Raw genomic sequence first — 23,012 nt, forward strand, 5'->3', positions numbered from 1 at the left:
CCCCCCGGGCGGGAGGGGACTCAGGCGTCGGTCACTTCATCAGCACCAGCTCTTCCGCCATCGTCGGGTGCAGCGCGACCGTCTCGTCGAACTGCGCCTTGGTCAGCCCGGCCTTCACCGCGATCGCCGCGGCCTGCAGGATTTCGGGCACGTCGGGGCCGATCATGTGCAGCCCGACGATCCGCCCGGTCTCGCCGTCGCACACCATCTTGTACAGCGCGCGCTCGTTGCGCCCGGCGAGCACGTTCTTCATCGGACGGAAGTCCGACGAATAGACGCGGATGGAGCCAAGCTTCTGCTTCGCCTCGCTTTCGGTCATGCCGACGCCGGCCATCGGCGGGTGGCTGAACACCGCTGCGGGGATGTTGGCATAATCGACGGTCGTCGGCTTGTCGCCGTAGAAGGTGTCGGCGAACGCCTGCCCCTCGCGGATCGCCACCGGGGTCAGCTGGACGCGGTTGGTAACGTCGCCGACCGCGAAGATGCTGTCGACGCTCGACCGGTTTTGTTCGTCGACGACGATCGCGCCCTTCTCCAACTGCACGCCGGCTTCTTCCAGGCCAAGCCCGGCCGTGTTGGGGATACGGCCGGTCGCGAACATCACCATATCGACCGTCACCGGATCGTGGTTCGACATGCGCACGGTCAGGCAGCCGTCCTCCGTCTTCTCGATGCCTTCGAAATTGGCGTCGAACTTGAACTCCAGCCCCTTCATCATGCTGATCTGCAACAGCCGGTCGCGGATCGACAGATCGTAGCCGCGCAGGATGTCCTGCGTGCGGTTCATGATCGTGACATGGGCGCCGAACTGATGGAAGATGCCGGCGAATTCGTTGGCGATATAGCCGGCGCCGGCGATCAGGATACGCTTCGGGATGGCGTCGAGATGGAAGGCGTCGTTGCTGGTGATGCCATGTTCGGCGCCCGGACAATCGGGCACGGCCGGATGCGCCCCGACCGCGACGAGGATGCGCCCGGCGGTCTTCTCGGTCCCGTCGGCGAGGCGGACGCTGTGCGGTCCGGTGACGACGGCGCGCTGGTGGATGATCTCGACGCCATGCGTCTCCAGCGTCTGCGTATAGGCGCCGTTGATCCGGTCGACCTCTTCCAGCACGTTGTCGCGCAGCGTCTTCCAGTCGAACGCGCATTCGTCGGGCACCTGCCAGCCGAAGCGCTTGGCGTCCTTCAGATCCTCGGCGAAATGCGCGCCGTAGATCAGCAGCTTCTTGGGTACGCAGCCGCGGATGACGCAGGTGCCGCCGACGCGATACTCCTCCGCCACCGCCACCTTGGCGCCATGCGCCGCGGCGACGCGGCTCGCGCGCGTGCCGCCGGACCCTGCGCCGATGACGAACAGGTCATAGTCATAGTCGGACATCAATTCACTCCGGGAGCGTCGAGCGCCGACCGGAGGCCGAGATGCTGGACGAAAGGGTCGAAATCACGATCGCTGTACAACAGCGGAAGGCGATCAAGGATGCAGCGGGTGGCGATCAGCGTATCGATCGTCTTGCGGATCGTAATGCCGAGGCCGCGGAGATGGCGATAGTGGCGGGCGGCTTCAACGGCGACGCGGTGGTCGGCGATCGCCAGTCGATCGAAGCGGGCGAAGAAGCGCATCGCCTCATCCGCGCGCGCCTCGCTTCGTGCGCCTTGCAGCACTTCCATGAGGACGAGGTCGCCGATAGCCAAAAGATCGCCCCTATCGAGATATCCCGTCAATGCTCGCGTCTGGATCGTATCCCGATTGCTGAGCAGGTCGATCCACACGCTGGAGTCGACGACGATCAGCCCCATTCGCGCACCGGATCGTCGGTACGCATAGCCTCAAGATCGCCGTCCCAACCGAGCCCGCGCAGTCCCTCCAGGGCCTCGCGCTGGCGCTCGAGCTTGACGTAACGGCTCAGCACGAAATGGACGACATCGCGCTTGGTCTTCAAGCCGCTCAACTGCGTGGCTTCCGCCATCAACGCGTCGTCGATATCGATATTGGTCCGCATGTGTATGGCTCCGCACAACCGTACACATAGAGGGCGTGCTCTCGCTCCGCAACGCTACCGCCCACCGGCACGGCGCATCGGCATCGCGTCGATCGTCCCGGCGAGCACCTCGGGCAGGATCGGTTTCGCCGAGCGGAGCTTCTCGCCGCCATCCTTGCCGATCAGGATCGCGACGAACCCGCCCGCCGGGAGCCGATAGCGCTTGCGCAACGCTGCGGCGCCATCATCCGCGCCGCTCACCCGGTCGCCGACGATCGTCACACCGCCAGATCGCGCTCGCGCGCGCCGGCGTCCCAGCCGGCCAGCGCCCGCCGTTGCGCCAACAGAGCCGGATCATCCCCGCGCGGCGCCGCGAGCAGCAACACGCGCCGTTCCCAGCGCATCGCCGCAACCGTGGCGGGAGCCGGCGCGAGCGCCGCGGCGAGCAGAAGCGGGATCATCGTGCCACAACGCACGACGATCCCATCGGTGGCGTTACTCCAGCCCGGCGCGCCGGATCAGATCCTCGGTCGACGGATCGAACGACTGGCCGCCCTGATCGGCCGCCTTGGCCATTTCCTTGCCCAGCTCGACGCCGAACTGGTCGAACGAATTGATGCCGAGCAGCACGCCGTTCACGAACACGCGATGCTCGTAGAAGGCGATCATCGCCCCCAGCGTTCGCGGATCGAGCACCTCGAGCAGCAACGTCGACGACGGCCGGTCGCCGCTGTACGAGCGCGCGGGGTCCTCGACCTGCTTGCCCTTCATCAGCGCCGCGCCCTGTGCGAAGGCGTTGAGCAGCAACTGGCGATGATGGTCCTCGGCGAGCGTATCGCCCGGCTCGATCACCGCGATGAACTCGACCGGCACCAGATGCGTGCCCTGGTGAAGCAGCTGGAACACCGCATGCTGCGCATCGGTGCCGACGCCGCCCCAGGTGATCGCCGCGGTCGGCCGACCCACGGGCGTGCCGTCGGTCTTCACGCCCTTGCCGTTCGATTCCATCTCGAGCTGCTGGAGATAGCTCGGCAGCAGCCGCAGCCGCTCGTCATAGGCGAAGGGCGCGCGCGTCTCGGCGTGGCGGACCTGCGTGTAATAGAGGTCGGCGAAGGCGGCGAGCGCCGGCGCATTCTCATGCAATGCGGTCAGCCGGAAATGGCGATCCATCGCCGCCGCGCCTTCGAGCAGTTCCTCGAACGCGCTCCAGCCGAGCGCGATCGCCGCCGGAAAGCCGATCGACGACCAGAGCGAATAGCGCCCGCCGACGCCTTCGCCGAACGGCAGGATGCGCGTCTCGTCGACGCCCCATTCCATCGCCTTGTCGGGCGCCGCGGTCAGTGCGATCACCTTGCCGTAGGGGTCCTCGACGCCATGTTCGGTCATCCATTGCAGCGCCGATTCGGCGTTGAGCATGGTTTCCTTGGTGGTGAAGGTCTTCGACGCCACGACCAGCAGCGTCGCCGCCGGATCGAAGTCCTTGATCGCGTCCTCCAGAGCGACGCCGTCGACGTTGGAGACGATCGCGACGTCATAGCGCGCATCCTCACGGCCCAGTGCGTCGACCAGCAGGTGCGGCCCGAGCGCCGACCCGCCGATGCCGATGTGGAGCACGTGGCGGATGTCGCCGAGCGCGCCGCCCTCGATCGCGTCGATCAGCGAGCGCATCCGCTCGTGGAACTTGCGCGCCAGCGCGACGCTCTCCGGATCGCCTTCGCCGCGCTCGGCGGTGTGACCCACCGGCCGGTCCTCGGTGACGTTGACGTGCTCGCCGCCGAACATCGCGTCGCGCTTGCCGGCGAGGTCCTGCGCCTGCGCCAGCGCGACGAAGGCGTCGACCGCCTCCGTCGTCAGGTGCGTCTTAGACCAGTCGAAATGGATCCCCGCCACGTCGAGGCTGAACTTGGACAGCCGCTCGCCGTCTTTCTCGAACAAATCGACCAGCTTGGGGGAGGGGAGGGCTTCGATCGCAGACCAGTCGCTCATGTCGTTTTCCGTCCTTCGGGGAAGGGATGTTCGTGTCTGCTCCGTATCGATCCTGCGCGGGCGGGCAAGCCCCGGTCGGTCGGAACGACTACTCAGGACGCTCGGGGGACGCTAAGGCTCCCGCTCTATGGACCAGACTCCCACGACGGCCGCGGCGGCGGCCCCCGCGCAGGCGAAGCCACCGCGCTCCGAACTCAACGAGACGCTGCGCTTCCTCGTCAAGCTGGCGATCGCGGTGCTGATCCTCAGGAGCTTCCTGTTCGCGCCTTTCTCGATCCCCTCGGAATCGATGCTGCCGCGGCTGCTGATCGGCGACTATCTGTTCGTCACCAAGTGGAACTACGGCTATTCGCGCTGGTCGCTGCCGGGGGGGCTGCCGCTCATCCCCGGGCGCATCTTCGGCCGCGATCCCGCGCGCGGCGATGTCGTCGTCTTCCGCTCGCCCGCGCCTGCTCCCGGCGATACCGATCCAGAGCACGCGGACCATGACGTCATCAAGCGCGTCATCGGCCTGCCCGGCGACACGATCCAGGTCCGCCACGGCCAGGTGATCCTCAACGGCAAGCCGATTCCCAAGCAGCGCGTCGGCGACTTCGTGCTGCCGCTCACCCCCAATTTCGATGCGCAGAAGTGCGGCGCCAAGTTCCAGGACGTCGATGCCGCCGGCGTCGCCATCTGCCGCTATCCGCGCTTTCGCGAGACGCTGCCCAACGGCAAGAGCTATATGGTGCTCGACCAGGCGGATATCCCGCAGGCGGACGATACCGGCCTCTACACCGTGCCGGCCGGCGACGTCTTCCTGATGGGCGACAACCGCGACGACAGCGCCGACAGCCGCTTTCCCGCGCCGATCGGCATGGGCTATATCCCGATGGAGCGGATCGAGGGCAAGGCGATGGTCACCTTCTTCTCGACCGACGGCAGCGCCTCGTTGATCAATCCGATCAGCTGGTTCACCGCCGCCCGCTGGCAGCGGATCGGAGAGGGCTTCTGAGCACCGCACTGCCCGAATGGCTGGCCGACACCTTCGGCCGCCGCCCCGCCGATATCGCGCCGTATCAACGCGCCCTGACCCACGGCAGCCAGGCGGCCGAGAATTACGAGCGGCTCGAATTCCTCGGCGACCGCGTCCTCGGCCTCGTGATGGCGGAATGGCTGTGGGAGCTGTTCCCCAAGGAGCCCGAGGGGCAATTGTCGAAGCGGCTCAACGCGCTGGTTACCGGCGCTGTCTGTGCGGACGTGGCGCGCGAACTCGGCGTGCGCGCGCATCTGCGCCTCGGCAAGCAGGCGCGCGACGACGGCGCCTATGAGAGCGACAATATCCTCGGCGATGTGATGGAGGCGCTGATCGGCGCCTGGTATCGCGAGGCGGGCCTCGACGCCGCGCGCGCCTTCGTACGCAAGGCATGGGGCAATCGCGTCCAGCACGGCGACAAGGCGCCGCAGCACCCCAAGTCGGCGTTGCAGGAATGGGCGGCGGCGGCGGGGCGGCGCACGCCCGAATATGTCGTCGTCGACCGCTCGGGCCCGCACCACGCGCCGCGCTTCACCGTACAGGTCAAGATCGGCAGCTTCGCCGACGCGACCGCGACCGGCGCGAACAAGCAGGAGGCGGAAACCGCGGCGGCGAAGGCGTTGTTGGAGAAGCTGAGCCCCTGACAGATGGTCGCGTTTGGGGGGGGGCTACTACTTATGGACCTAGGTCCGTCCGCTACACACCCACCAGAACTTGGTCCGGGGCCATTCTGCGGCGAGGAGAATGCTGGAGGTATAAGCGCGCGCCGGTGGACCGATGGCGCTTGGAACACGTCGGGGGTGACGGCGTAGTCAGCGCGGGGTTGGCCTCGCCGCCGTCGGTCCCCTTGGCGGGGCCGGGGTCAGGCGTCCTTCACGACCAGCGGCAGGATCGCGTCGAGCAGGAGCGTGCCTGCCTCCGTCACGCGCAAGCGGCCGGGTTCCTGCGCGACCAGTCCCTGCGCTGCCAGCCGTTCCACCGCGGTCCAGTCGATCGGGGCGATACCGCCCGCCAGCGCCGCGACATGCGTCAGGTCGACGCCCTCGCGCAGGCGCAGGCCCATCACCAGCGCCTCGCTGGCACGGTCGTGCGGCACGAGCGGGTCCTCGATCTGCAGGCCGTGGCCGTTGCGGGCGACGCCGGACAGCCAGTTCTCCGGCTTCTTGTGGCGCTGCGTCGCCAGCCCGCCGCGGCGGCCGTGCGCGCCGGGGCCGATGCCGGCATAATCGCGATAGCGCCAATAGGTGAGATTGTGGCGACTCTCCGCGCCGGGGCGGGCGTGGTTGGAGGTTTCATAAGCGGGGATGCCGGCGGCATTGGTCAGCGCGCGCGTCGCCTCGAACAGGTCGGCGGCGGCATCGCCGTCGGGGATGGTGAGCCGGCCCCTGGCCGCCTCGGTGGCGAAGCGCGTGCCCGGTTCGATGGTCAGCTGGTAGAGCGAGAGGTGTTCGGTGCCGAACGACAGCGCGCGGGCGAGTTCCGCCTCCCACGCCGCCAGGCTCTGGTCGGGCAACGCGTAGATCAGGTCGAAGCTGACGCGGCCGAAATGCCGCTGGGCGGTGGCGAGCGCCGCCAGCCCCTCGTCGACGCCGTGCGCGCGATCGAGGAAGCGCAGCGCCGCGTCGTCGAGCGATTGCAGCCCGAGCGAGACGCGGTTGACGCCGGCCGCGGCGATATCGGCGAAGCGGGCCGCCTCGACCGAGGAGGGATTGGCCTCCAGCGTGATCTCGATATCGGCGGTCGGCCGCCAGTGGGTCTGTGCGGCGTCGAGGATCGCGGCGACGGTGGCGGGCGGCATCAGCGACGGCGTGCCGCCGCCGAAGAAGATCGAGCCGAGCGTACGGCCGGGCAGCGCCCGCGCCTCATGGGCCAGATCGGCGAGCAGCGCGTCACGCCACGCGTCCTGATCGACCGTGTCGCGGACATGGCTGTTGAAGTCGCAATAGGGACATTTCGAGACGCAGAACGGCCAATGGACGTAGAGCGCGAGCGGCGTCTTGTCGGGAGTCATGATGGTGCCGATATGGCGGGAATGACATGGAAACGCCACTCATGGCTTGCCGCCGCCCTCGTGTTCGTCGCCGGCTGTACGCAAGCGCCCGAGCGTGTCGTCGAGCCGCGGGCGAGCGTGGAGCCGGCGCCGCGCGGGTCGGTGCTGTTGCGCCAGGCGATGCTGGCCGGGCAGAACCGGGCGCGCGCCGACGTCGGCGTGGCGCCGTTGACGTGGAGCGAACCGCTCGCCGCATCGGCGCTGGCCTATGCGCAGACGATGGCGCGCACCGGACGGTTCGAACATGCGCCGCAGTCGCTCGGCATGGACCGGGAAGGTGAAAACCTGTGGACCGGCACGCGCGGCGCCTATCGGTTCGACGAGATGGTCGGCCATTGGGTGGCGGAGAAGAAGGATTTCGTGAACCTGCCGGTGCCGCAGTCGAGCAAGACCGGGCGCTGGGAGGATGTCGGCCATTACACCCAGATCGTCTGGCGCGGCACGACGCAGGTCGGCTGCGCGATCGCCAGCAACGCGAAGGATGATTTCGTGGTGTGCCGGTACGCGCCGCCGGGCAATGTGTGGGGCTCGGTGGCATATTGAGGGCGGAACACCCATTCCTCCCGCTTGCGGGCGGGGCCATGGCATATGGACGTTCGTGCGAGCCCGTCGTTGTCCACGCCCACCCCGTCACCCCGGACGTGTTCCGGGGTCCACTCTGCGGCGGGGAGTAAGGCTTGGGACGCTCCGTCCCCTTGCGGCCCGGTGGACCCCGGAACACGTCCGGGGTGACGAATCTGATGAGAAGGCCGATCGAGCCTCATCACCGCAGCCACAGGCGATAGCGCTCTCCCTTGCGGGGAGGGATCAGGGGATCGTCGCCGTCGTGTAGGGTGCGTACACCCGCCAGCCGAGCGTGGCATAGAGCGCGGCGCCCATCGCGGTCGCGGTCAGCACCTGGCGCGACGCTGGCGCGCACGTCTCGCCCAGCGCCATCATCAGCGCTCGTCCCAGCCCGCGGCGGCGGTGCGGTTCCTCGACGACGATGCGGTCGTAGACGAAGACGCCGTCCAGTTCCGCCGCATAGCCGCTCGCCGCAAGGCCGCCGTCGGGCGCGGCGATCGTCACCTGCGTGACGCCGCCGTCGCGCGCGGTCGCCAGCCGATAGCCCGGCGGCACCACCGGCGGAGCGCGGACGGGGCGGTCCGGCACCATCATGCAATTGGCGTCGGTGATCGTCCAACGCGGCGGCAGCAGCGCGCCGAAGCTGTCGGCATCGGCGCAGAGCTTCACGAAGATGCCGGGCTCGGCGATCGTCGCGAGCAAGGCGGTGAGGCCGGGGCCGGCCGCCGCGAAGACGTGGCGGCGGCGTTCGACCTCGCCGCCGGTGTCGACGCGCCAGCCGCCGTGGTCGGCGACCGGCGCCGGCAGCCCGCGCGACAGCGAGCGGGCGGCGAGCCAGCCCCGGACGAGGACCGGATCGACGCCCGTCATGGCTCAGAGCACCGCGGCAACCAATTGGCGGAAGGCATCGGCGCGGTGGCTGATCGCGTGCTTGGCGGCGGCGTCCATCTCGCCGAACGTCTCGGTGCCGCCGTCGGGCAGGAACATCGCATCATAGCCGAAGCCGTTGCCGCCGCGCGGCGGCCAGACCAGCGTGCCGTCCACCCGTCCCTCGAACCATTCGACATGGCCGTCCGGCCAGGCGAGCGCGAGCGCGCAGACGAAATGCGCGCTGCGCGGCATGTCCGGTTCCTCGTGCAGCCGGTCCTCGACCAGTCGCATCGCGAGGTCGAAGTCTTTCGATTCGCCTGCCCAGCGTGCCGAGAAGATGCCGGGGTCGCCGCCCAGCGCATCGACGCACAGGCCGCTGTCGTCGGCGAGCGCGGGCAGGCCGGACAGGTCCGCCGCCTGCAACGCCTTCAGCTCGGCGTTGGCGACGAAGGTGGTGCCGGTCTCCTCGGGCTCGGGCAGGTCGAGTTCGCCCGCCGAGACGGGCTCGATGCCGTAGGGCCCGAGCAGCTCGGCGATCTCGCGGACCTTGCCGGCATTGTGGCTGGCGATGACCAGCCGGCCGGGCGCGAGCTTGCGGATCGCCTGCGGGGTTTCGCCTTCGCCGCTCATCGGACGGCGCGGTCCTGCGCGGCGAAGATCTCGGTACAGCCGATCCGTGCGAGGCGGAGCAGGCGGAGCAGCGCCTCCTCGTCATAGGTGGCGTGTTCGGCGGTGGCCTGCGCCTCGGCGATGTTGCCGTTCTCGAGCAGGACGAAATTGCCGTCTGCATCCGCCGCCGAATCCTCGAGATAGTCGAGGTCGAGCACCGGCGTGCCCTGATAGATGCCGCAGCTGACCGCAGCGACCTTCTGCAGGATCGGATCGACGGTCAGCTTGCCGCTGCTCAGCAAAGTGTTGACCGCGAGCCGCAGCGCGACCCAGGCGCCCGAGATGGCGGCGGTGCGGGTGCCGCCGTCGGCCTGGATGACGTCGCAGTCGAGCGTGATCTGGCGCTCGCCGAGCAGCTTCATGTCGACCACCGAGCGCAGCGACCGGCCGATCAGGCGCTGGATCTCCTGGGTGCGGCCCGACTGCTTGCCCTTGGCGGCCTCGCGGTTGCCGCGGGTGTGGGTGGCGCGGGGCAGCATGCCATATTCCGCGGTCACCCAGCCTTCGCCCTTGCCGCGCAGGAACGGCGGCACGCGCTCTTCCAGGCTGGCGGTGACGAGGACCTTGGTGTCGCCGAAGCCGACCAGCACCGATCCTTCGGCGTGGCGGGTGAAGTTCGGCTCGATCGTGATGCTGCGCATCTGATCCGGGGCGCGGCCGCTGGGGCGCATTCAACTCTCCTCAAGGTTCGATGGCGCAGCCCTAGACGGCACCGCAGGCACACGCCAGTGGTGAGCAGAGGGGAGACAGACATGCGCAAGGAGATCGTGGGTGTGATGCTGGCCGCCGTCGGCTTGGCGGGGTGCGTGGTGGTCGATGCGTCGCGCGACGGCGGCAAGCCGGTCGCGGCGGAGAGCGAGACGATCCGCTACGAGACCGGGGCGTGCTTCGGCGCCTGCCCGGTCTATACGGTGACGATCGCGCCCGACGGCAAGGGCACGTTCGAGGGGCAGCGGTTCACCGCCGTGACCGGCACGCGCAGCTTCCAGGCGTCGCCCGAAGCCTATCATCTGTTCGCGGCCAAGCTGGCGCCGTATCGGCCGCAGGGCGAGCGGCAGCTGCGGGCGGGCCAGCCCGGCTGCGCCCGCCTGGCGACCGACCAGCCGTCGGTCGACGTGCGCTGGACGGGCAGTGGCGCGGCGCCGTCGCACCTCAACGCCTATTTCGGCTGCGACATGGAGCAGAATGCCGCGATGTTCCGCGCCTTGGCCGATGCGCCGCGGGCGCTGCCGATCGGTGGCTTTATCGGCGGCGGCGCGCGTCCTACATAAGGATCATGGCACCACCGGTCACCGAGCTCACCGATCGCGCCCGCGACATCTTCCGCGCCGTCGTCGACGGCTATGTCGAAAGCGGCATGCCGGTGGGGTCGAAGACGATCGCGGTCGCGTCGGGGATCAACCTGTCGCCGGCGTCGATCCGCGGCGTGATGCAGGAGCTGGAGGAACTGGGGCTGCTCGCCAGCCCGCACACCAGCGCCGGCCGCATCCCGACCGAGCGTGGGCTGCGGTTGTTCGTCGACGGCATGATGCAGGCGCTCGAGCCTTCGGCCGAGGAACGCGCCGCGATCGAGGCGCGGGCGGGACACCGCGGGCCGGTAGAGGAGGCGCTGGCGGCGACCACGGCGGCACTGTCCGGCCTGTCCGCCTGCGCGGGGCTGGTGATGGTGCCCAAGCGCGAACTGGCACTGCGCTCGATCGGGTTCGTCGCGCTGTCGCCCGATCAGGCGATGGCGGTGCTGGTCAGCGAGGACGGCTCGGTCGAGAACCGGGTGATCCAATTGCCCGCCGGGATGACCCCCTCGGCGCTGGTCGAGGCGGGCAATTACATGACCGCGACCCTGTCCGGCCTGACGCTCGCCGAGGCGCGGGCGCGGGTCGGGCGGCAGATGGCCGAGGGCGAGGCGGCGCTCGACGGCGCGGCGCGGACGCTGGTCGAGGCGGGGCTCGCGGTATGGAGCGAGGATGGCGCGCGGCGGCCGGTGCTGATCGTGCGCGGGCAGGGGCGGCTGATCGACGCCGCCGCTGCCGCCGATCTCGACCGGGTGCGCGACCTGCTCGACGATCTCGAGGGCAAGCAGGAGATCGCGCAATTGCTCGACAGCGCCAGCGCCGGCGATGCGACCCGGATCTTCATCGGCGCGGAGAACAAATTGTTCGCGCTGTCGGGGTCGTCGGTGATCGCGCGGCCGTTCCGCGGCCCCGGCGGCCGGGTGGTCGGCGTGGTCGGGGTGATCGGGCCGACGCGGTTGAACTATGCGCGCGTCGTGCCCATGGTGGATTTCACGGCGGCAACGCTCGCCCGTTTGATGGGCTGACACTACAGGGACCTACATGACCGAAGAGACGATGACGAACCCCACGACCGATGCCGAGGCGCTGCGCCAGGAGACGGCCGAGGCCGCGCCCGAGGTCGCGGAGCACGATCGCTCGGCGGAGCGGATCGCCGAATTGGAGAACCAGCTCGCCGATGCGAAGCAGCAGACGCTGTATGCGCAGGCCGAGATCCAGAACGTGCGTCGCCGCACCGAGAAGGAAGTGGCCGATGCGCGCAATTATGCGACGACCTCGTTCGCGCGCGACATCCTGTCGGTCGCCGACAATCTGGCGCGCGGCCTGTCGGCGATCCCCGCCGACCTGCGCAGCGACGAGCGGCTGAAGGGCCTGGTCACCGGGCTGGAAGCGACGGCGCGCGAGCTGGAAAGCGTCTTCACCCGCAACGGCATCACCAAGGTCGAGGCGATGGGCGCGATGCTCGACCCCAACAAGCATCAGGCGATGATGGAAGTGCCCAGCGACGCCGAGCCCGGCACCATCGTGCAGGAGATGCAGGCGGGCTATATGCTCAAGGATCGCCTGCTGCGCCCGGCGCTGGTCGGCGTGGCGAAGAAGCCGGATTGAGGTGGATGGCGGCGCGGGTCAGACCTGCGCCGCCTTCAACGCCGCGTTGATCCGCGCCTGCCAGCCCGGGCCAGTGGCGCGGAACTTGTCGATGACGTCGGGATCGAGGCGAAGCGTCACCTGCTTCTTGGTCGGTGCCGCCTGTGCGCCACGGCGGCGCAGGCGTTCGCGCCGTTCCGCCAGCGCCTGCTGCAGCGCCTCTTCGGTGACGTCGAAATCCTCCGGATCATCAGGATCTGCCGGAATGGCGATGATATCCGCGAGCTTCTGCATCGTTGCTTTTCCTTACCGATATGAACCGGGTCGTCTGGTCGCGTTCGACATACACTGCCGTCCATAGACGGTCGCCGACCATACCAACCGCTTTCCAACGCTCTTCGCCGTCTTCCGGCCGCGCCGACGGGATCAGCAGCACATTGTCGTCAGCGAAGATCCGTTCGCCAAAGGCCAGCGGCACGCCATGTTTGGCGCGGTTGATCACGTCCTTCGCCGGATCGAAGGTGATCTCCATGGCTAATTGTAGCTACGATCCGCCTTTCATTCAAGTGGACGCTATGCCACTGGCAAGGCTAGTATCGTTGCCATGAACCCCAATCTCACCGCCGATCGCCCGTCCTTCGTCACGCATCTCGAATGCTCGCTGACCGGCGAGCGGTACGAGGCGGACCGGTTGCACGGCCTGTCGCGCGCCGGGCGGCCGTTGCTGGTGCGCTACGACCTCGCCGCGGTGCAGGCGACCCTGTCCCGCGACACGCTGGCGGCGCGGCCGACCGACATGTGGCGGTGGCGCGAGCTGCTGCCGGTGCGGCGCACCGAGGATGTCGTCAGCCTCGGCGAGATCGAGACGCCGCTGATCCCGATCCCGAAGAGCGCGGGCAGCGCCAACGTCTGGGTCAAGGACGAAGGGCGCCTGCCGACCGGCAGCTTCAAGGCGCGCGGGCTGGTGATGGCGGTGGCGATGGCCAAGGAACTGGGTGTCACCCGCATCGCGATGCCGACCAACGGCAATGCCGGCGCGGCGCTGGCGGCCTATGCGACGCGGGTGGGGATCGAGACGATCGTCTTCTGCCCGGAGGACACGCCCGAGGTGAACGTCCGCGAGATCGCGATGCAGGGCGCGCGGGTGTGGCGGGTCAATGGCCTGATCGACGATTGCGGTGCGATCGTCGGCAAGGGCGCCGCCGAGGGGCGCTGGTTCGACTTCTCGACGCTCAAGGAGCCCTATCGGATCGAGGGCAAGAAGACGATGGGGCTGGAGCTCGCCGCGCAATTCGGCTGGGCGCTGCCCGATGCGATCTTCTACCCGACCGGCGGCGGCACCGGCCTGATCGGCATGTGGAAGGCGTTCGACGAGCTGGAGGCGCTCGGCTGGATCGGGTCGAAGCGACCGCGCATGTATGCGGTGCAGGCGTCGGGATGCGCGCCGATCGTCCGCGCTTTCGAGGAGGGCGTCGAACATGCCGAGCGCTGGGAGGATGCGCATACCGTCGCCGCAGGCATCCGCGTGCCCAAGGCGGTCGGCGATTTCCTGATCCTGCGCGCGGTGCGCGCGAGCGGCGGCAAGGCGCTGGGGGTCGGCGATCCCGCGATCCTCAAGGCGGTGGACGAGGCGGCGCGCAAGGACGGGCTGTTGCTGTGTCCCGAGGGCGGCGCGACGCTGGCCGCCTATCGCGAGGCGCTGCGCACCGGCGAGGTCGACGAGGATGAGCGGGTGGTGCTGTTCAACTGCGCGACCGGGCTGAAATATCCGATGCCGGAAGCGCCACGGACGCTCGACCGGCACGGCCCGATCGATTTCGACGCGCTGTAGAGCGGGCGCTTAGCCGAACGGCAGCAGCGTCTCATATTGCGCGAGGCTCGGGGCACCGGGCACGCGCGCGCCGTGGCGGAGCAGGAAGGCGTGGCGGACGATCTCGCCCTGCTGCTCGATGCCGTAGCGGTGGAGCGGCTGGCCGGGCTTGATGGCGTAATCGTAGCGGCACCACGGATGGCGTGCGAGCGGCAGGAAGATGCCACGCTGGTGCTGCCAGATGTGCACCATCTCGTGGATGAACAATCCCTGGTCGGTGAGCGCGGCAACGGCGAAATCGTCGCGCCAGCTCTGCCCCTTCGGGTGGAAGTGGATGCAGCCGCGCGGCGCCATCACCGTGTCGCGCGGCTGGAAGAAGGCCCATTTGCTGCGTGACAGGCGGACCGCTTCATAGTCGATCGTGTCGCGGAAGACCGACGCCGCGAGCGCGCGTTCGCCTTCGGTGAGGGGACGGGTGGTTGCGGACGTCATCCTGTCCTCCCCTCCGTCATCCCGCCGAACGCCGTGACCCAAGGATGCGATGGCCGTGCGGTCGTTCGCGTCATCGGCCACATCGACACCATGGGGCCGGGCATTCGCCGGGATGACGCTGTCGGGGCGTGGTCAGCCCTCATCAGAAATCCGGAGCCGGCGCCGCCGCGCCGACGGTCGTCGCGCCGACGTACAGCCGGCCGCCGTTGGCGAAGTTGAGCGTCAGATTGTAGATCTTGCCCGCCTTCGCCTTCGGGTTGATGTCGAACAGCATGACGTGGCGGCCGCCGGGGGTGAAGGCGACCTTGGTCTTGGCCGGCACCGGAACGCTGGCGAGCGGCTTCATCGCCGTCATGCCGCCCTGGCCGGTCATGCTCTCGTGCATTTCGGCGCGGATCGCGATGTCGGCGGTCACGTCGATCAGCGTCGCATCGGAGCGGCCGCCGTGGAGGGTGAAATAAGCGGCGCCCGGCCGGCCCGGCACCGCCGGCAGGCGAATCCACGCATCGTCCACCTCCACCCGGTTGGGGCCGCCGCAGCCGCCCAGCGCGGCGGCGAGCACCAGCACCAGTCCCACTCCTGTCCGACGCATCGTCGCTCCTCTTCCCGCAACCGCGATCATTCCCTTCGCAGCCCTATGGTCGCGACCGTCTTGCGGCAAGCGGAACCCCACCTATATCGCCGCCATACCTTGGAGCCTTCGCTGCCATAACGGGGCAAAGGTTCCATGGATTTGCATTGATTTCGTATGTGAGGGGCTCAGTAAGCACACATGGCTAAAGTAATCGGTATCGACCTCGGCACGACCAACAGCTGCGTTGCGGTGATGGAGGGCGGCAAGCCCAAGGTGATCGAGAATGCGGAAGGCGCGCGCACCACGCCGTCGATCGTCGCCTTCGCCAAGGACGGCGAGCGGCTGGTCGGCCAGCCGGCGAAGCGCCAGGCCGTCACCAACGGCGACAACACGATCTTCGCCGTGAAGCGTCTGATCGGCCGCCGGTTCGACGATCCGATCACCAAGAAGGACACCGAGCTGGTCCCGTACCACATCGTGCGCGGTCCGAACGGCGACGCCTGGGTGCAGGCCGGCGGCAAGGAATATTCGCCGTCGCAGATCAGCGCCTTCACGCTGCAGAAGATGAAGGAAACCGCCGAGAGCTATCTGGGCGAGACGGTGACCCAGGCGGTCATCACGGTTCCTGCCTATTTCAACGACGCCCAGCGTCAGGCGACCAAGGACGCCGGCCAGATCGCCGGCCTCGAAGTGCTGCGCATCATCAACGAGCCGACCGCGGCGGCGCTGGCCTATGGCCTGGACAAGCAGGACGGCAAGACGATCGCGGTCTATGACCTCGGCGGCGGCACGTTCGACGTCTCGATCCTCGAGATCGGCGACGGCGTGTTCGAGGTGAAGGCGACCAACGGCGACACCTTCCTGGGCGGCGAGGATTTCGACAACAAGCTGGTCGATTATCTCGCCGAGGGCTTCAAGAAGGATGAGGGCATCGACCTCACCAAGGACAAGCTCGCGCTGCAGCGCCTGAAGGAAGCCGCCGAGAAGGCGAAGATCGAGCTGTCGTCGGCCGCGTCGACCGAGGTGAACCTGCCGTTCATCACCGCCGACCAGAACGGGCCGAAGCATCTCGTCAAGACGATCAGCCGCGCCGATCTGGAGCGTCTCGTCGACGACCTGATCAAGCGCACGATCGAGCCGATGAAGAAGGCGCTCGCCGATGCCGGCGTGAAGACCGACGACATCAGCGAGGTCGTCCTCGTCGGCGGCATGACGCGCATGCCCAAGGTCCGCGAAGCGGTGAAGGCGTTCTTCGGCAAGGAGCCGCACACCGGCGTCAACCCGGACGAGGTCGTCGCGATGGGCGCCGCGATCCAGGCGGGCGTGCTGCAGGGCGACGTCAAGGACGTGCTGCTGCTCGACGTGACGCCGCTGAGCCTCGGCATCGAGACGCTGGGTGGCGTGTTCACCCGGATGATCGACCGCAACACGACGATCCCGACCAAGAAGTCGCAGACCTATTCGACCGCGGACGACAACCAGGGCGCGGTGACGATCCGCGTGTTCCAGGGCGAGCGCGAGATGGCGGCGGACAACAAGCTGCTCGGCCAGTTCGACCTGGTCGGCATCCCGCCGGCGCCGCGTGGCGTGCCGCAGATCGAGGTCACGTTCGACATCGACGCCAACGGCATCGTCAACGTCTCGGCCAAGGACAAGGGCACCGGCAAGGAGCAGCAGATCCGCATCCAGGCCTCGGGCGGCCTCTCGGACAGCGACATCGAGCAGATGGTTCGCGATGCCGAGAAGTTTGCCGAAGAGGACAAGAAGCGTCGTGCCGGCGCCGAGGCGAAGAACAACGCCGAATCGTTGATCCACACCACCGAGCGGCAGCTTGCCGACAATGGTGACAAGGTGGACGAGGCGCTGAAGGGCGAGATCCAGTCGGCGATCGACGCCGCCAAGGCGGCGGTCGAGACCGGCGATGCCGATCAGATGACCGAAAAGAGCCAGGCGCTCGCGCAGGTCGCGATGAAGCTCGGCCAGGCGATCTACGAGAAGCAGGCCCAGGCCGATGCCTCGCCCGAAGGTGGTGCGGGTGGCGACACGCCGAAGGACGACGTGGTCGACGCCGAATTCTCGGAAGTCGACGACCACAAGGCGTAACATCCATGATCTCCACCGTCATGCCAGCGGCGGTCCCGGCGAAGCGAGGCTTCGCCGGTGATCCGCCCGCCGGCATCTCCCGTCATCGGGGAGGCCCCGGCATGCGCCGGGGTGACGGCCGGGGGGCGGCGAGGCGATCATGAGCACCACAGTCGATTATTACGAACTGCTCGAATGCGAGCGCGGCGCGGACGCGGCGACGATCAAATCGTCGTATCGCAAGCTCGCGATGAAATACCATCCGGACAAGAATGCCGGGTGCAAGGACAGCGAAGCCAAGTTCAAGGCGGTCAGCGAAGCCTATGAGGTTCTGAAGGATCCCCAGAAGCGCGCGGCCTATGATCGCTACGGCCATGCCGCGTTCCAGAACGGCGGCGGCGGTGGCGGCGCACAGGACTTCGGCGGCTTCTCCGATATCTTCGAATCGGTCTTCGGCGAATTCATGGGTGGCGCGCGCGGCGGTGGCCGGGCGCAGCAGCGGCGTGGCGCCGATCTGCGCTACGACATGGAAGTGACGCTGGAAGAGGCGTTCCACGGCAAGGCGACCGAGATCACGATCGACGTGTCTGCGCAATGCGACACCTGCCAGGGCTCGGGTGCCAAGCCGGGGACGCATGCCTCGACCTGCCGCCAGTGCAACGGGCACGGCAAGGTCCGCGCGCAACAGGGCTTCTTCGTCGTCGAGCGCGCCTGCCCGGTGTGCCAGGGCGCCGGCGAGATCATCGCCGATCCGTGCCCCGATTGCCGCGGCGAGGGGCGCGTCGAGAAGACCAAGACGCTCAGCGTCAACGTGCCGCCCGGTGTCGACGAAGGCACGCGCATCCGCCTGTCCGGCGAGGGCGAGGCCGGACCGCGCGGCGCGCCGGCGGGCGACCTGTATATCTTCCTCCACGTCAAACGGCATCCGATCTTCGAGCGCGAGGGCACGACGCTGTTCGCGCGTGCGCCGATCAGCTTCACCACCGCGGCGCTGGGTGGCGCGTTGTCGATCCCCGGGCTCGACGGCCGCACGCACGAGATCAAGATCCCGGCGGGTATCCAGTCGGGCAAGCAGCTCCGCCAGCGCGGTGCCGGCATGCCGGTGCTGCAGGGCCGCGGGCAGGGCGATCTCGTCATCCAGATCGAGGTGGAGACGCCGACCAAGCTCACCGTGCGCCAGCGCGAATTGCTCGAACTGTTCCGCGAGACCGAGACCGGCGACGAATGCCCGGACAGCCAGGGATTCTTCGCCAAGCTGAAGGGCGTGTTCGTCGCGGAGTGAGGGTGTCGGCAATCCCGTGATCCCTGAGTGGGGGCGGGGGGATGGCTCTTGCCGGGAACCTTGATCTAAGCCCGTCCGTCACCCCGGACTGGTTCCGGGGTCCACCCGGCCGCAAGAGCACGGTGTCGACCCAAGCCCCTCTCCTCGCCGCAGAGTGGACCCCGGAACAAGTCCGGGGTGACGGATCTGATCAGGACGCAGATCGAGCCTCATTCCCGTAGCCATAGGCGATAGCCCTGTGATGACGGAGATGGGCACGTCGCAGCCTCGCGCCATCTTGCGCCCGCGTCGCGGATGCGGATGATGCGCGTTCGATCAATCGGGGGACGGCATGCGCGGACAGGTATTGGGGGTGGATCAGCGCACCGGCGAGGGGCTGGTCGCGGGGGACGACGGCCGGCGCTATCGCTTCACGCCCGAGGATTGGGCGCAGCGCGGCGAACCGGCGATCGGCCTGTACGTCGATTTCGAGGCGGAAGGCGACCGTGCGCTGAGCGTCTTCCCGATGCCCGCGGCAGGCGGCGTCGCCGCGGCGCTGGCGCGGCCCGCACCCCGCGAGCCGGTGACCGATCGCAACAAGATCGTCGCGGCGGTGCTCGCCTTCTTCCTCGGCATGCTCGGCATCCACCGTTTCTACCTGGGGCGAACGGGATCGGGGATCGTGATGCTGGTGATGACGATCACCGTCGTCGGCATGCTCGTCACCGGACCATGGTCGCTGATCGACATGATCCGCTATCTCCTCATGTCCGATCGGGAGTTTGCCGCGCGCTACGCACGGCATTGAATATCGCGGCCCCAAGCCGCGCCCTCTCGGCCCGGTCGGGCAAGGGGGCGGGCGGGCCGATGGGTCACAGGGTGGAAATGATCACCCCGACCACCAGCGCCTGAGCCGCGATCGCCAGCACGCTGCTGGCTGCGGTTTCGAACATACGCATGGAAGGTCTCCGATGCCGGAGGAATATCCGGCAAGCGCGAGATGGCTATAATTGCTTGATATCGCAATATTGTTGCTTGCACGTAGCCGTGCGTTTCACGCAACTGTAACAAAGCGTCGGTACGCCCCGGCGGCGCGCGGGGTGCTTGCGAAATGGCCACGGCACGTCAGACTGCGCCTTTTACCGTTCCGGAGATGCCGATGCCCAACCTGCCGTTCGCCGCGCTGCTCGCCGTTGCGTCGTTGACGCTGCCCGTTGCTGCCGATGCGCGGGTGGCGGCTCCGCGCGTCGGGGCGACGAGCTTCGAGCAATTGTCGCAGCCGCTGCCCTTGCCCTATGACGGCAACGCCGATGCCAAGGCGGCGGTCGCCGCGGCGAAGGCGCGCGCCCTCAAGGGCCACAGGAAGCTGCTGATCGATCTCGGCGGCAATTGGTGCCTCGACTGCCGCTTGCTCGCCGGGGTGATGGAGCTGCCGACGATGCGCGGCTTCGTTGCAAGCCACTATGAGGTGGTGACGGTGGATATCGGGCGGTTCGACAAGAACCTCGACATTCCCGCCCGCTACGGGATCAAGGGACGGCTGGCCGGCGTGCCGGCGCTGCTGATCGTCGATCCGAAGACGGACAAATTGGTCAATGCCGGGCGCGAGACGGCGCTGGCGGATGCGCGCTCGCTGTCGCCGCAGGGCCTCGCCGACTGGCTGGCGCAATGGGTGTGAGCTGATCCATTCCTCTCCGACAGGGGAGGGCGAGTGCCGATGGCTGGGGTGGTGAGGTTCGATCGGTATGCACTTCATAGCCGTCACCCCGGACTCGTTCCGGGGTCCACCCAGCCGCAAGAACATGGTGTCGGATCACGCCGCTCTCCCCGCCGCAGAGTGGACCCCGGAACAAGTCCGGGGTGACGGAATGGGGAAGGCGACCGGCTCGAACCAACGTTCCTATGCGATCGCCCTGCCGCCAAGGGGGGCACCGCGAAGCGGTGACGGAGGGGAGGACGTGTCGTTACCCGAACACGCGCGCGAAGATCGTGTCGACGTGCTTGAGGTGATAGCCGAGGTCGAACTTCTCCTCGAGCTGCTCGGGCGACAAGGCGGCGGTGACCTCGGCATCGGCCTTGAGCAGGTCGAGCAGCGAGAGCTGGCCGTCCGATTCCCAGACCTTCATCGCGTTGCGCTGGACGAGGCGATAGGCGTCCTCGCGGCTGACACCCGCCTGGGTGAGCGCGAGCAGCACCCGCTGCGAATGGACGAGCCCGCCCATCTTGTTGAGGTTTTTCTCCATCCGCTCGGGGTAGACGAGCAGTTTGTCGATCACCCCGGTGAGGCGGGCGAGCGCGAAGTCGAGCGTGATCGTCGCGTCGGGGCCGATATAGCGCTCGACCGACGAGTGCGAGATGTCGCGCTCATGCCACAGCGCGACATTCTCCAGCGCCGGCGTGACATAGCCGCGCACCATGCGGGCGAGGCCGGTGAGGTTCTCGGTCAGCACGGGGTTGCGCTTGTGCGGCATCGCCGACGAGCCCTTCTGGCCGGGCGAGAAATATTCCTCCGCCTCGAGCACTTCGGTGCGCTGGAGGTGACGGACCTCGGTGGCGAGCCGCTCGATCGACGAGGCGATGACGCCCAGCGTCGCGAAGAACATCGCGTGGCGGTCGCGCGGGATGACCTGCGTCGAGACGGGCTCGACCGAGAGGCCGAGCTTGGCGGCGACATGCTCTTCCACCGAGGGGTCGATGTTGGCGAACGTGCCGACCGCGCCCGATATCGCGCAGGTGGCGATATCGGCGCGCGCCGCGATCAGCCGGGTCTTGCAACGGTCGAACTCGGCATAGGCCTGCGCCAGCTTGAGGCCGAAGGTGACCGGCTCGGCATGGATGCCGTGGCTACGGCCGATCGTCGGCGTCATCTTGTGCTCGACCGCGCGGCGCTTGAGCACCGCGAGCAGCGCATCGAGATCGGCGAGCAGGATGTCGGCGGCGCGGGCGAGCTGCACCGCGAGGCAGGTGTCGAGCACGTCGGACGAGGTCATGCCCTGATGCATGAAGCGCGCCTGGTCGCCGACATTGTCCGCCACCCAGGTGAGGAAGGCGATGACGTCATGCTTGGTGACGGCTTCGATCGCGTCGATCGCGGGAACGTCGATGTCGGGGTTGGTGCGCCACCACGCCCACAGCGCCTCGGCGGCTTCCTTCGGCACGACGCCGAGGTCGGCGAGCGCGTCGGTGGCATGCGCCTCGATCTCGAACCAGATGCGGAAACGCGCCTCCGGCGTCCAGATCGCGGTCATCTCGGGGCGGGAATAACGGGGGACCATGGTGTTCCTTCGTCCTGACGGGAGCACGGCTCATCGCGGCCATTTTGGCCCGACTCGCGGATTTCTGCGGCGGAGTAGCAGCGTGGGCGCCCGGCCACAAACCTCCCGTTCCGGAACCATTGCAAACGCCGACGCATTTTCCATATCAAGTATGCGATCCGGTCGGCACAGTCGATCGACGCATGCTTTGTGTAGAACGATGGGAGACAAGCAATGCTGAAATATGCTCTTCTCGCCGGAGTAGTGACGCTGTCTGCGCCAGCTCTGGCGCAAACCCAAGCCAATACTGTGCCAAGTCAGTCGGCACCGGTGCAAACTACGCCGGATGCGGCTGGTGCCGATACGCAGCCGCAACCGCAGTCGACGACGCCGGCCGATTCGACCGCCGCCACCGACCCGAGCGGCGCCACCCAGACCGCCGCGACGCAGCCCGCATCGGGCGCCGATCAGGTAGCGAGCGTGGTGCAGACCGAATTCCCGACCTATGACGCCAACCAGGACGGCAAGCTCGAAAAGGCCGAATTCGCCAGCTGGATGGTCAAGCTGAAACAGGCGAGCGACCCCAAGGCGAGCCCCGAAAGCGCCTCGACCAAGAAATGGGTGAACGCCGCCTTCGCGCAGGCCGACACGGACAAGAGCCAGTCGGTGTCGCAGCCGGAGCTGATCGGCTTCCTGAGCAAGGGTCAGTCCTAACGGGCGACCGATGACGGACGAAGGGCCGCCGGAGCGATCCGGCGGCCTTTTTCGTGCCCTGCGCCGCGCGGTGGCGGCCGGGATCAGATCAGGCCCTGTGCCTTCAGGCTGACATGGCCGTTGAGACCGATGATGATATGGTCGTGGAGGACGATGCCCATCGCGGCGCCGGCATCGGCGATGGTGCGGGTGATCGCGATGTCGGCACGGCTGGGGGAGGGATCGCCCGAGGGGTGGTTGTGGACGAGGATGATCGCCGCCGAGCCGAGGTCCATCGCCCGCCGGATCACCTCGCGGACATGGACCGCGGCCTGATCGATCGAGCCCTCGCTCATCACCTCGTCGCGGATCAGCATGTTGCGGGTGTTGAGGTGGAGGACCCGGAAGCGCTCGATCGCGTGATGCGCCATGTCGGCGCGCAGATAGTCGAGCAGCGCCTGCCAGTTGCTCAGGATCGGCCGCTCGGCCACCTCGGCCTTGAGCAGGCGGATGGCGATGGCGTGCGCGATCTTGATCGCCGCGGCGGCGGAGGCGCCGACGCCCTTCACCCGGGTCAGCGCCTCGGCATCGGCGGTCAGCAGCCCGCCGATGCCGCCGAATTCGCGCAGCAGCGCCTTGGCGATCGGCTTGGTGTCGATCCGCGGCAGGGCGAGCGTCAGCAGATATTCGATCAATTCGTGGTCGAGCAACGCGTCGCCGCCGCCGGCGAGCAAGCGCCCGCGCAGCCGTTCGCGGTGGCCGGCGGTGTCGTCCGGCGGGGAGGAGGGCGCGGCCATCGCCGCCGAGGCTATCGCCGCGCCGCGACGGGCGCAA

The 23,012-nt window shown here is 68.1% G+C and carries 28 protein-coding genes; 12 read left to right on the plus strand and 16 right to left on the minus strand.

What is annotated here, in order from left to right:
- Positions 1-31 precede the first annotated feature (31 nt).
- Genes gorA through pgi form a run of 6 tightly spaced genes read right to left on the minus strand, consistent with a single transcriptional unit; the run spans position 32 to position 3,965 of the window.
- A complete protein-coding gene (gene gorA, locus HD841_RS06300; protein ID WP_179507950.1) occupies positions 32-1,378 on the minus strand; it encodes a glutathione-disulfide reductase in 1,347 nt (448 codons plus the stop codon).
- Entirely contained in the window at positions 1,378-1,797 is a 420-nt protein-coding gene (gene vapC, locus HD841_RS06305) for a type II toxin-antitoxin system VapC family toxin (RefSeq protein WP_179507951.1), read from the minus strand. Before vapC ends, gorA begins: the two co-directional genes overlap by 1 nt.
- Complete coding sequence (locus tag HD841_RS06310; RefSeq protein WP_179507952.1) at positions 1,788-2,000, minus strand: type II toxin-antitoxin system VapB family antitoxin; 213 nt, start codon at positions 1,998-2,000, stop codon at positions 1,788-1,790. The genes vapC and HD841_RS06310 overlap by 10 nt, the downstream gene beginning before the upstream one ends.
- Positions 2,001-2,054: 54 nt before the next feature.
- Positions 2,055-2,261 (minus strand): DUF4174 domain-containing protein, encoded by a 207-nt coding sequence (locus tag HD841_RS20705; protein ID WP_373562937.1) that lies wholly within the window; start codon positions 2,259-2,261, stop codon positions 2,055-2,057.
- Complete coding sequence (locus HD841_RS20710) at positions 2,258-2,440, minus strand: DUF4174 domain-containing protein (protein ID WP_257015263.1); 183 nt, start codon at positions 2,438-2,440, stop codon at positions 2,258-2,260. Before HD841_RS20710 ends, HD841_RS20705 begins: the two co-directional genes overlap by 4 nt.
- Positions 2,441-2,474: 34 nt before the next feature.
- A complete protein-coding gene (gene pgi / locus HD841_RS06320; protein ID WP_179507953.1) occupies positions 2,475-3,965 on the minus strand; it encodes a glucose-6-phosphate isomerase in 1,491 nt (496 codons plus the stop codon).
- A gap of 127 nt (positions 3,966-4,092) precedes the next feature.
- On the opposite strand from pgi, the gene lepB reads away from it, so the two are divergent.
- Positions 4,093-4,959: a signal peptidase I gene (gene lepB / locus HD841_RS06325; RefSeq protein WP_179507954.1), complete on the plus strand. Its 867-nt coding sequence runs from the start codon at positions 4,093-4,095 to the stop codon at positions 4,957-4,959.
- Positions 4,956-5,624: a ribonuclease III gene (gene rnc / locus HD841_RS06330; RefSeq protein WP_179508128.1), complete on the plus strand. Its 669-nt coding sequence runs from the start codon at positions 4,956-4,958 to the stop codon at positions 5,622-5,624. Before lepB ends, rnc begins: the two co-directional genes overlap by 4 nt.
- 218 nt (positions 5,625-5,842) lie before the next feature.
- Here the strand turns inward: rnc and hemW are convergent, their stop codons facing one another.
- The gene (gene hemW / locus HD841_RS06335; protein WP_179507955.1) at positions 5,843-6,991 is read right to left on the minus strand and encodes a radical SAM family heme chaperone HemW; all 1,149 of its coding nucleotides are present in this window, start codon (positions 6,989-6,991) and stop codon (positions 5,843-5,845) included.
- A gap of 12 nt (positions 6,992-7,003) precedes the next feature.
- Between hemW and HD841_RS06340 the strand changes: the two genes are divergently transcribed.
- Positions 7,004-7,573 carry a CAP domain-containing protein gene (locus tag HD841_RS06340; RefSeq protein ID WP_179507956.1) on the plus strand — a complete coding sequence of 190 codons (570 nt, stop codon included), beginning with the start codon at positions 7,004-7,006 and terminating at the stop codon, positions 7,571-7,573.
- A gap of 264 nt (positions 7,574-7,837) precedes the next feature.
- Here HD841_RS06340 and HD841_RS06345 read toward each other — a convergent pair whose 3' ends face one another.
- Genes HD841_RS06345 through rph form a run of 3 tightly spaced genes read right to left on the minus strand, consistent with a single transcriptional unit; the run spans position 7,838 to position 9,804 of the window.
- A complete protein-coding gene (locus HD841_RS06345; protein ID WP_179507957.1) occupies positions 7,838-8,464 on the minus strand; it encodes a GNAT family N-acetyltransferase in 627 nt (208 codons plus the stop codon).
- A 3-nt stretch (positions 8,465-8,467) separates the two neighbouring features.
- Positions 8,468-9,094: an RdgB/HAM1 family non-canonical purine NTP pyrophosphatase gene (gene rdgB, locus HD841_RS06350; RefSeq protein WP_179507958.1), complete on the minus strand. Its 627-nt coding sequence runs from the start codon at positions 9,092-9,094 to the stop codon at positions 8,468-8,470.
- Positions 9,091-9,804, minus strand: coding sequence for a ribonuclease PH (gene rph / locus HD841_RS06355; RefSeq protein WP_179507959.1), 714 nt, complete (start codon positions 9,802-9,804; stop codon positions 9,091-9,093). Before rph ends, rdgB begins: the two co-directional genes overlap by 4 nt.
- An 81-nt stretch (positions 9,805-9,885) precedes the next feature.
- Between rph and HD841_RS06360 the strand changes: the two genes are divergently transcribed.
- Genes HD841_RS06360 through grpE form a run of 3 tightly spaced genes read left to right on the plus strand, consistent with a single transcriptional unit; the run spans position 9,886 to position 12,033 of the window.
- The gene (locus HD841_RS06360; RefSeq protein ID WP_179507960.1) at positions 9,886-10,404 is read left to right on the plus strand and encodes a DUF6438 domain-containing protein; all 519 of its coding nucleotides are present in this window, start codon (positions 9,886-9,888) and stop codon (positions 10,402-10,404) included.
- 2 nt (positions 10,405-10,406) lie between these two features.
- Positions 10,407-11,450 (plus strand): heat-inducible transcriptional repressor HrcA, encoded by a 1,044-nt coding sequence (hrcA, locus tag HD841_RS06365; protein ID WP_179508129.1) that lies wholly within the window; start codon positions 10,407-10,409, stop codon positions 11,448-11,450.
- Between the two features lie 16 nt (positions 11,451-11,466).
- The gene (gene grpE, locus HD841_RS06370) at positions 11,467-12,033 is read left to right on the plus strand and encodes a nucleotide exchange factor GrpE (RefSeq protein ID WP_179507961.1); all 567 of its coding nucleotides are present in this window, start codon (positions 11,467-11,469) and stop codon (positions 12,031-12,033) included.
- Positions 12,034-12,051: 18 nt separating this feature from the next.
- Here grpE and HD841_RS06375 read toward each other — a convergent pair whose 3' ends face one another.
- Both HD841_RS06375 and HD841_RS06380 read right to left on the minus strand, forming a co-directional pair.
- Entirely contained in the window at positions 12,052-12,306 is a 255-nt protein-coding gene (locus HD841_RS06375) for a BrnA antitoxin family protein (RefSeq protein WP_179507962.1), read from the minus strand.
- A complete protein-coding gene (locus HD841_RS06380) occupies positions 12,263-12,544 on the minus strand; it encodes a BrnT family toxin (RefSeq protein ID WP_179507963.1) in 282 nt (93 codons plus the stop codon). The genes HD841_RS06375 and HD841_RS06380 overlap by 44 nt, the downstream gene beginning before the upstream one ends.
- A gap of 72 nt (positions 12,545-12,616) precedes the next feature.
- Here HD841_RS06380 and HD841_RS06385 point away from each other — a divergent pair, with 72 nt between their 5' ends.
- Positions 12,617-13,843 (plus strand): threonine synthase, encoded by a 1,227-nt coding sequence (locus HD841_RS06385; RefSeq protein ID WP_179507964.1) that lies wholly within the window; start codon positions 12,617-12,619, stop codon positions 13,841-13,843.
- Between the two features lie 9 nt (positions 13,844-13,852).
- On the opposite strand, the gene HD841_RS06390 is transcribed toward HD841_RS06385, so the two are convergent.
- Both HD841_RS06390 and HD841_RS06395 read right to left on the minus strand, forming a co-directional pair.
- A complete protein-coding gene (locus tag HD841_RS06390; RefSeq protein WP_179507965.1) occupies positions 13,853-14,314 on the minus strand; it encodes a vgr related protein in 462 nt (153 codons plus the stop codon).
- A gap of 142 nt (positions 14,315-14,456) precedes the next feature.
- Positions 14,457-14,906: a copper chaperone PCu(A)C gene (locus HD841_RS06395; RefSeq protein ID WP_179507966.1), complete on the minus strand. Its 450-nt coding sequence runs from the start codon at positions 14,904-14,906 to the stop codon at positions 14,457-14,459.
- A gap of 180 nt (positions 14,907-15,086) precedes the next feature.
- Here HD841_RS06395 and dnaK point away from each other — a divergent pair, with 180 nt between their 5' ends.
- From dnaK to HD841_RS06415, 4 genes are all read left to right on the plus strand, one after another.
- Positions 15,087-16,991 (plus strand): molecular chaperone DnaK, encoded by a 1,905-nt coding sequence (gene dnaK, locus HD841_RS06400; protein ID WP_179507967.1) that lies wholly within the window; start codon positions 15,087-15,089, stop codon positions 16,989-16,991.
- 139 nt (positions 16,992-17,130) lie between these two features.
- Positions 17,131-18,252 carry a molecular chaperone DnaJ gene (dnaJ, locus tag HD841_RS06405; protein WP_179507968.1) on the plus strand — a complete coding sequence of 374 codons (1,122 nt, stop codon included), beginning with the start codon at positions 17,131-17,133 and terminating at the stop codon, positions 18,250-18,252.
- A gap of 331 nt (positions 18,253-18,583) precedes the next feature.
- Entirely contained in the window at positions 18,584-19,039 is a 456-nt protein-coding gene (locus HD841_RS06410; RefSeq protein ID WP_179507969.1) for a TM2 domain-containing protein, read from the plus strand.
- Positions 19,040-19,390: 351 nt separating this feature from the next.
- Complete coding sequence (locus HD841_RS06415; protein WP_179507970.1) at positions 19,391-19,909, plus strand: thioredoxin family protein; 519 nt, start codon at positions 19,391-19,393, stop codon at positions 19,907-19,909.
- Between the two features lie 286 nt (positions 19,910-20,195).
- On the opposite strand, the gene purB is transcribed toward HD841_RS06415, so the two are convergent.
- Entirely contained in the window at positions 20,196-21,506 is a 1,311-nt protein-coding gene (purB, locus tag HD841_RS06420) for an adenylosuccinate lyase (protein ID WP_179507971.1), read from the minus strand.
- Positions 21,507-21,719: 213 nt separating this feature from the next.
- On the opposite strand from purB, the gene HD841_RS06425 reads away from it, so the two are divergent.
- Complete coding sequence (locus HD841_RS06425; protein ID WP_179507972.1) at positions 21,720-22,199, plus strand: EF-hand domain-containing protein; 480 nt, start codon at positions 21,720-21,722, stop codon at positions 22,197-22,199.
- An 83-nt stretch (positions 22,200-22,282) separates the two neighbouring features.
- Here HD841_RS06425 and radC read toward each other — a convergent pair whose 3' ends face one another.
- The gene (gene radC, locus HD841_RS06430) at positions 22,283-22,975 is read right to left on the minus strand and encodes a RadC family protein (protein ID WP_179507973.1); all 693 of its coding nucleotides are present in this window, start codon (positions 22,973-22,975) and stop codon (positions 22,283-22,285) included.
- Between the last annotated feature and the right edge of the window lie 37 nt (positions 22,976-23,012).

This window comes from Sphingomonas melonis, from assembly GCF_013409985.1.
In the GTDB taxonomy this organism is placed as follows: domain Bacteria; phylum Pseudomonadota; class Alphaproteobacteria; order Sphingomonadales; family Sphingomonadaceae; genus Sphingomonas; species Sphingomonas melonis_A.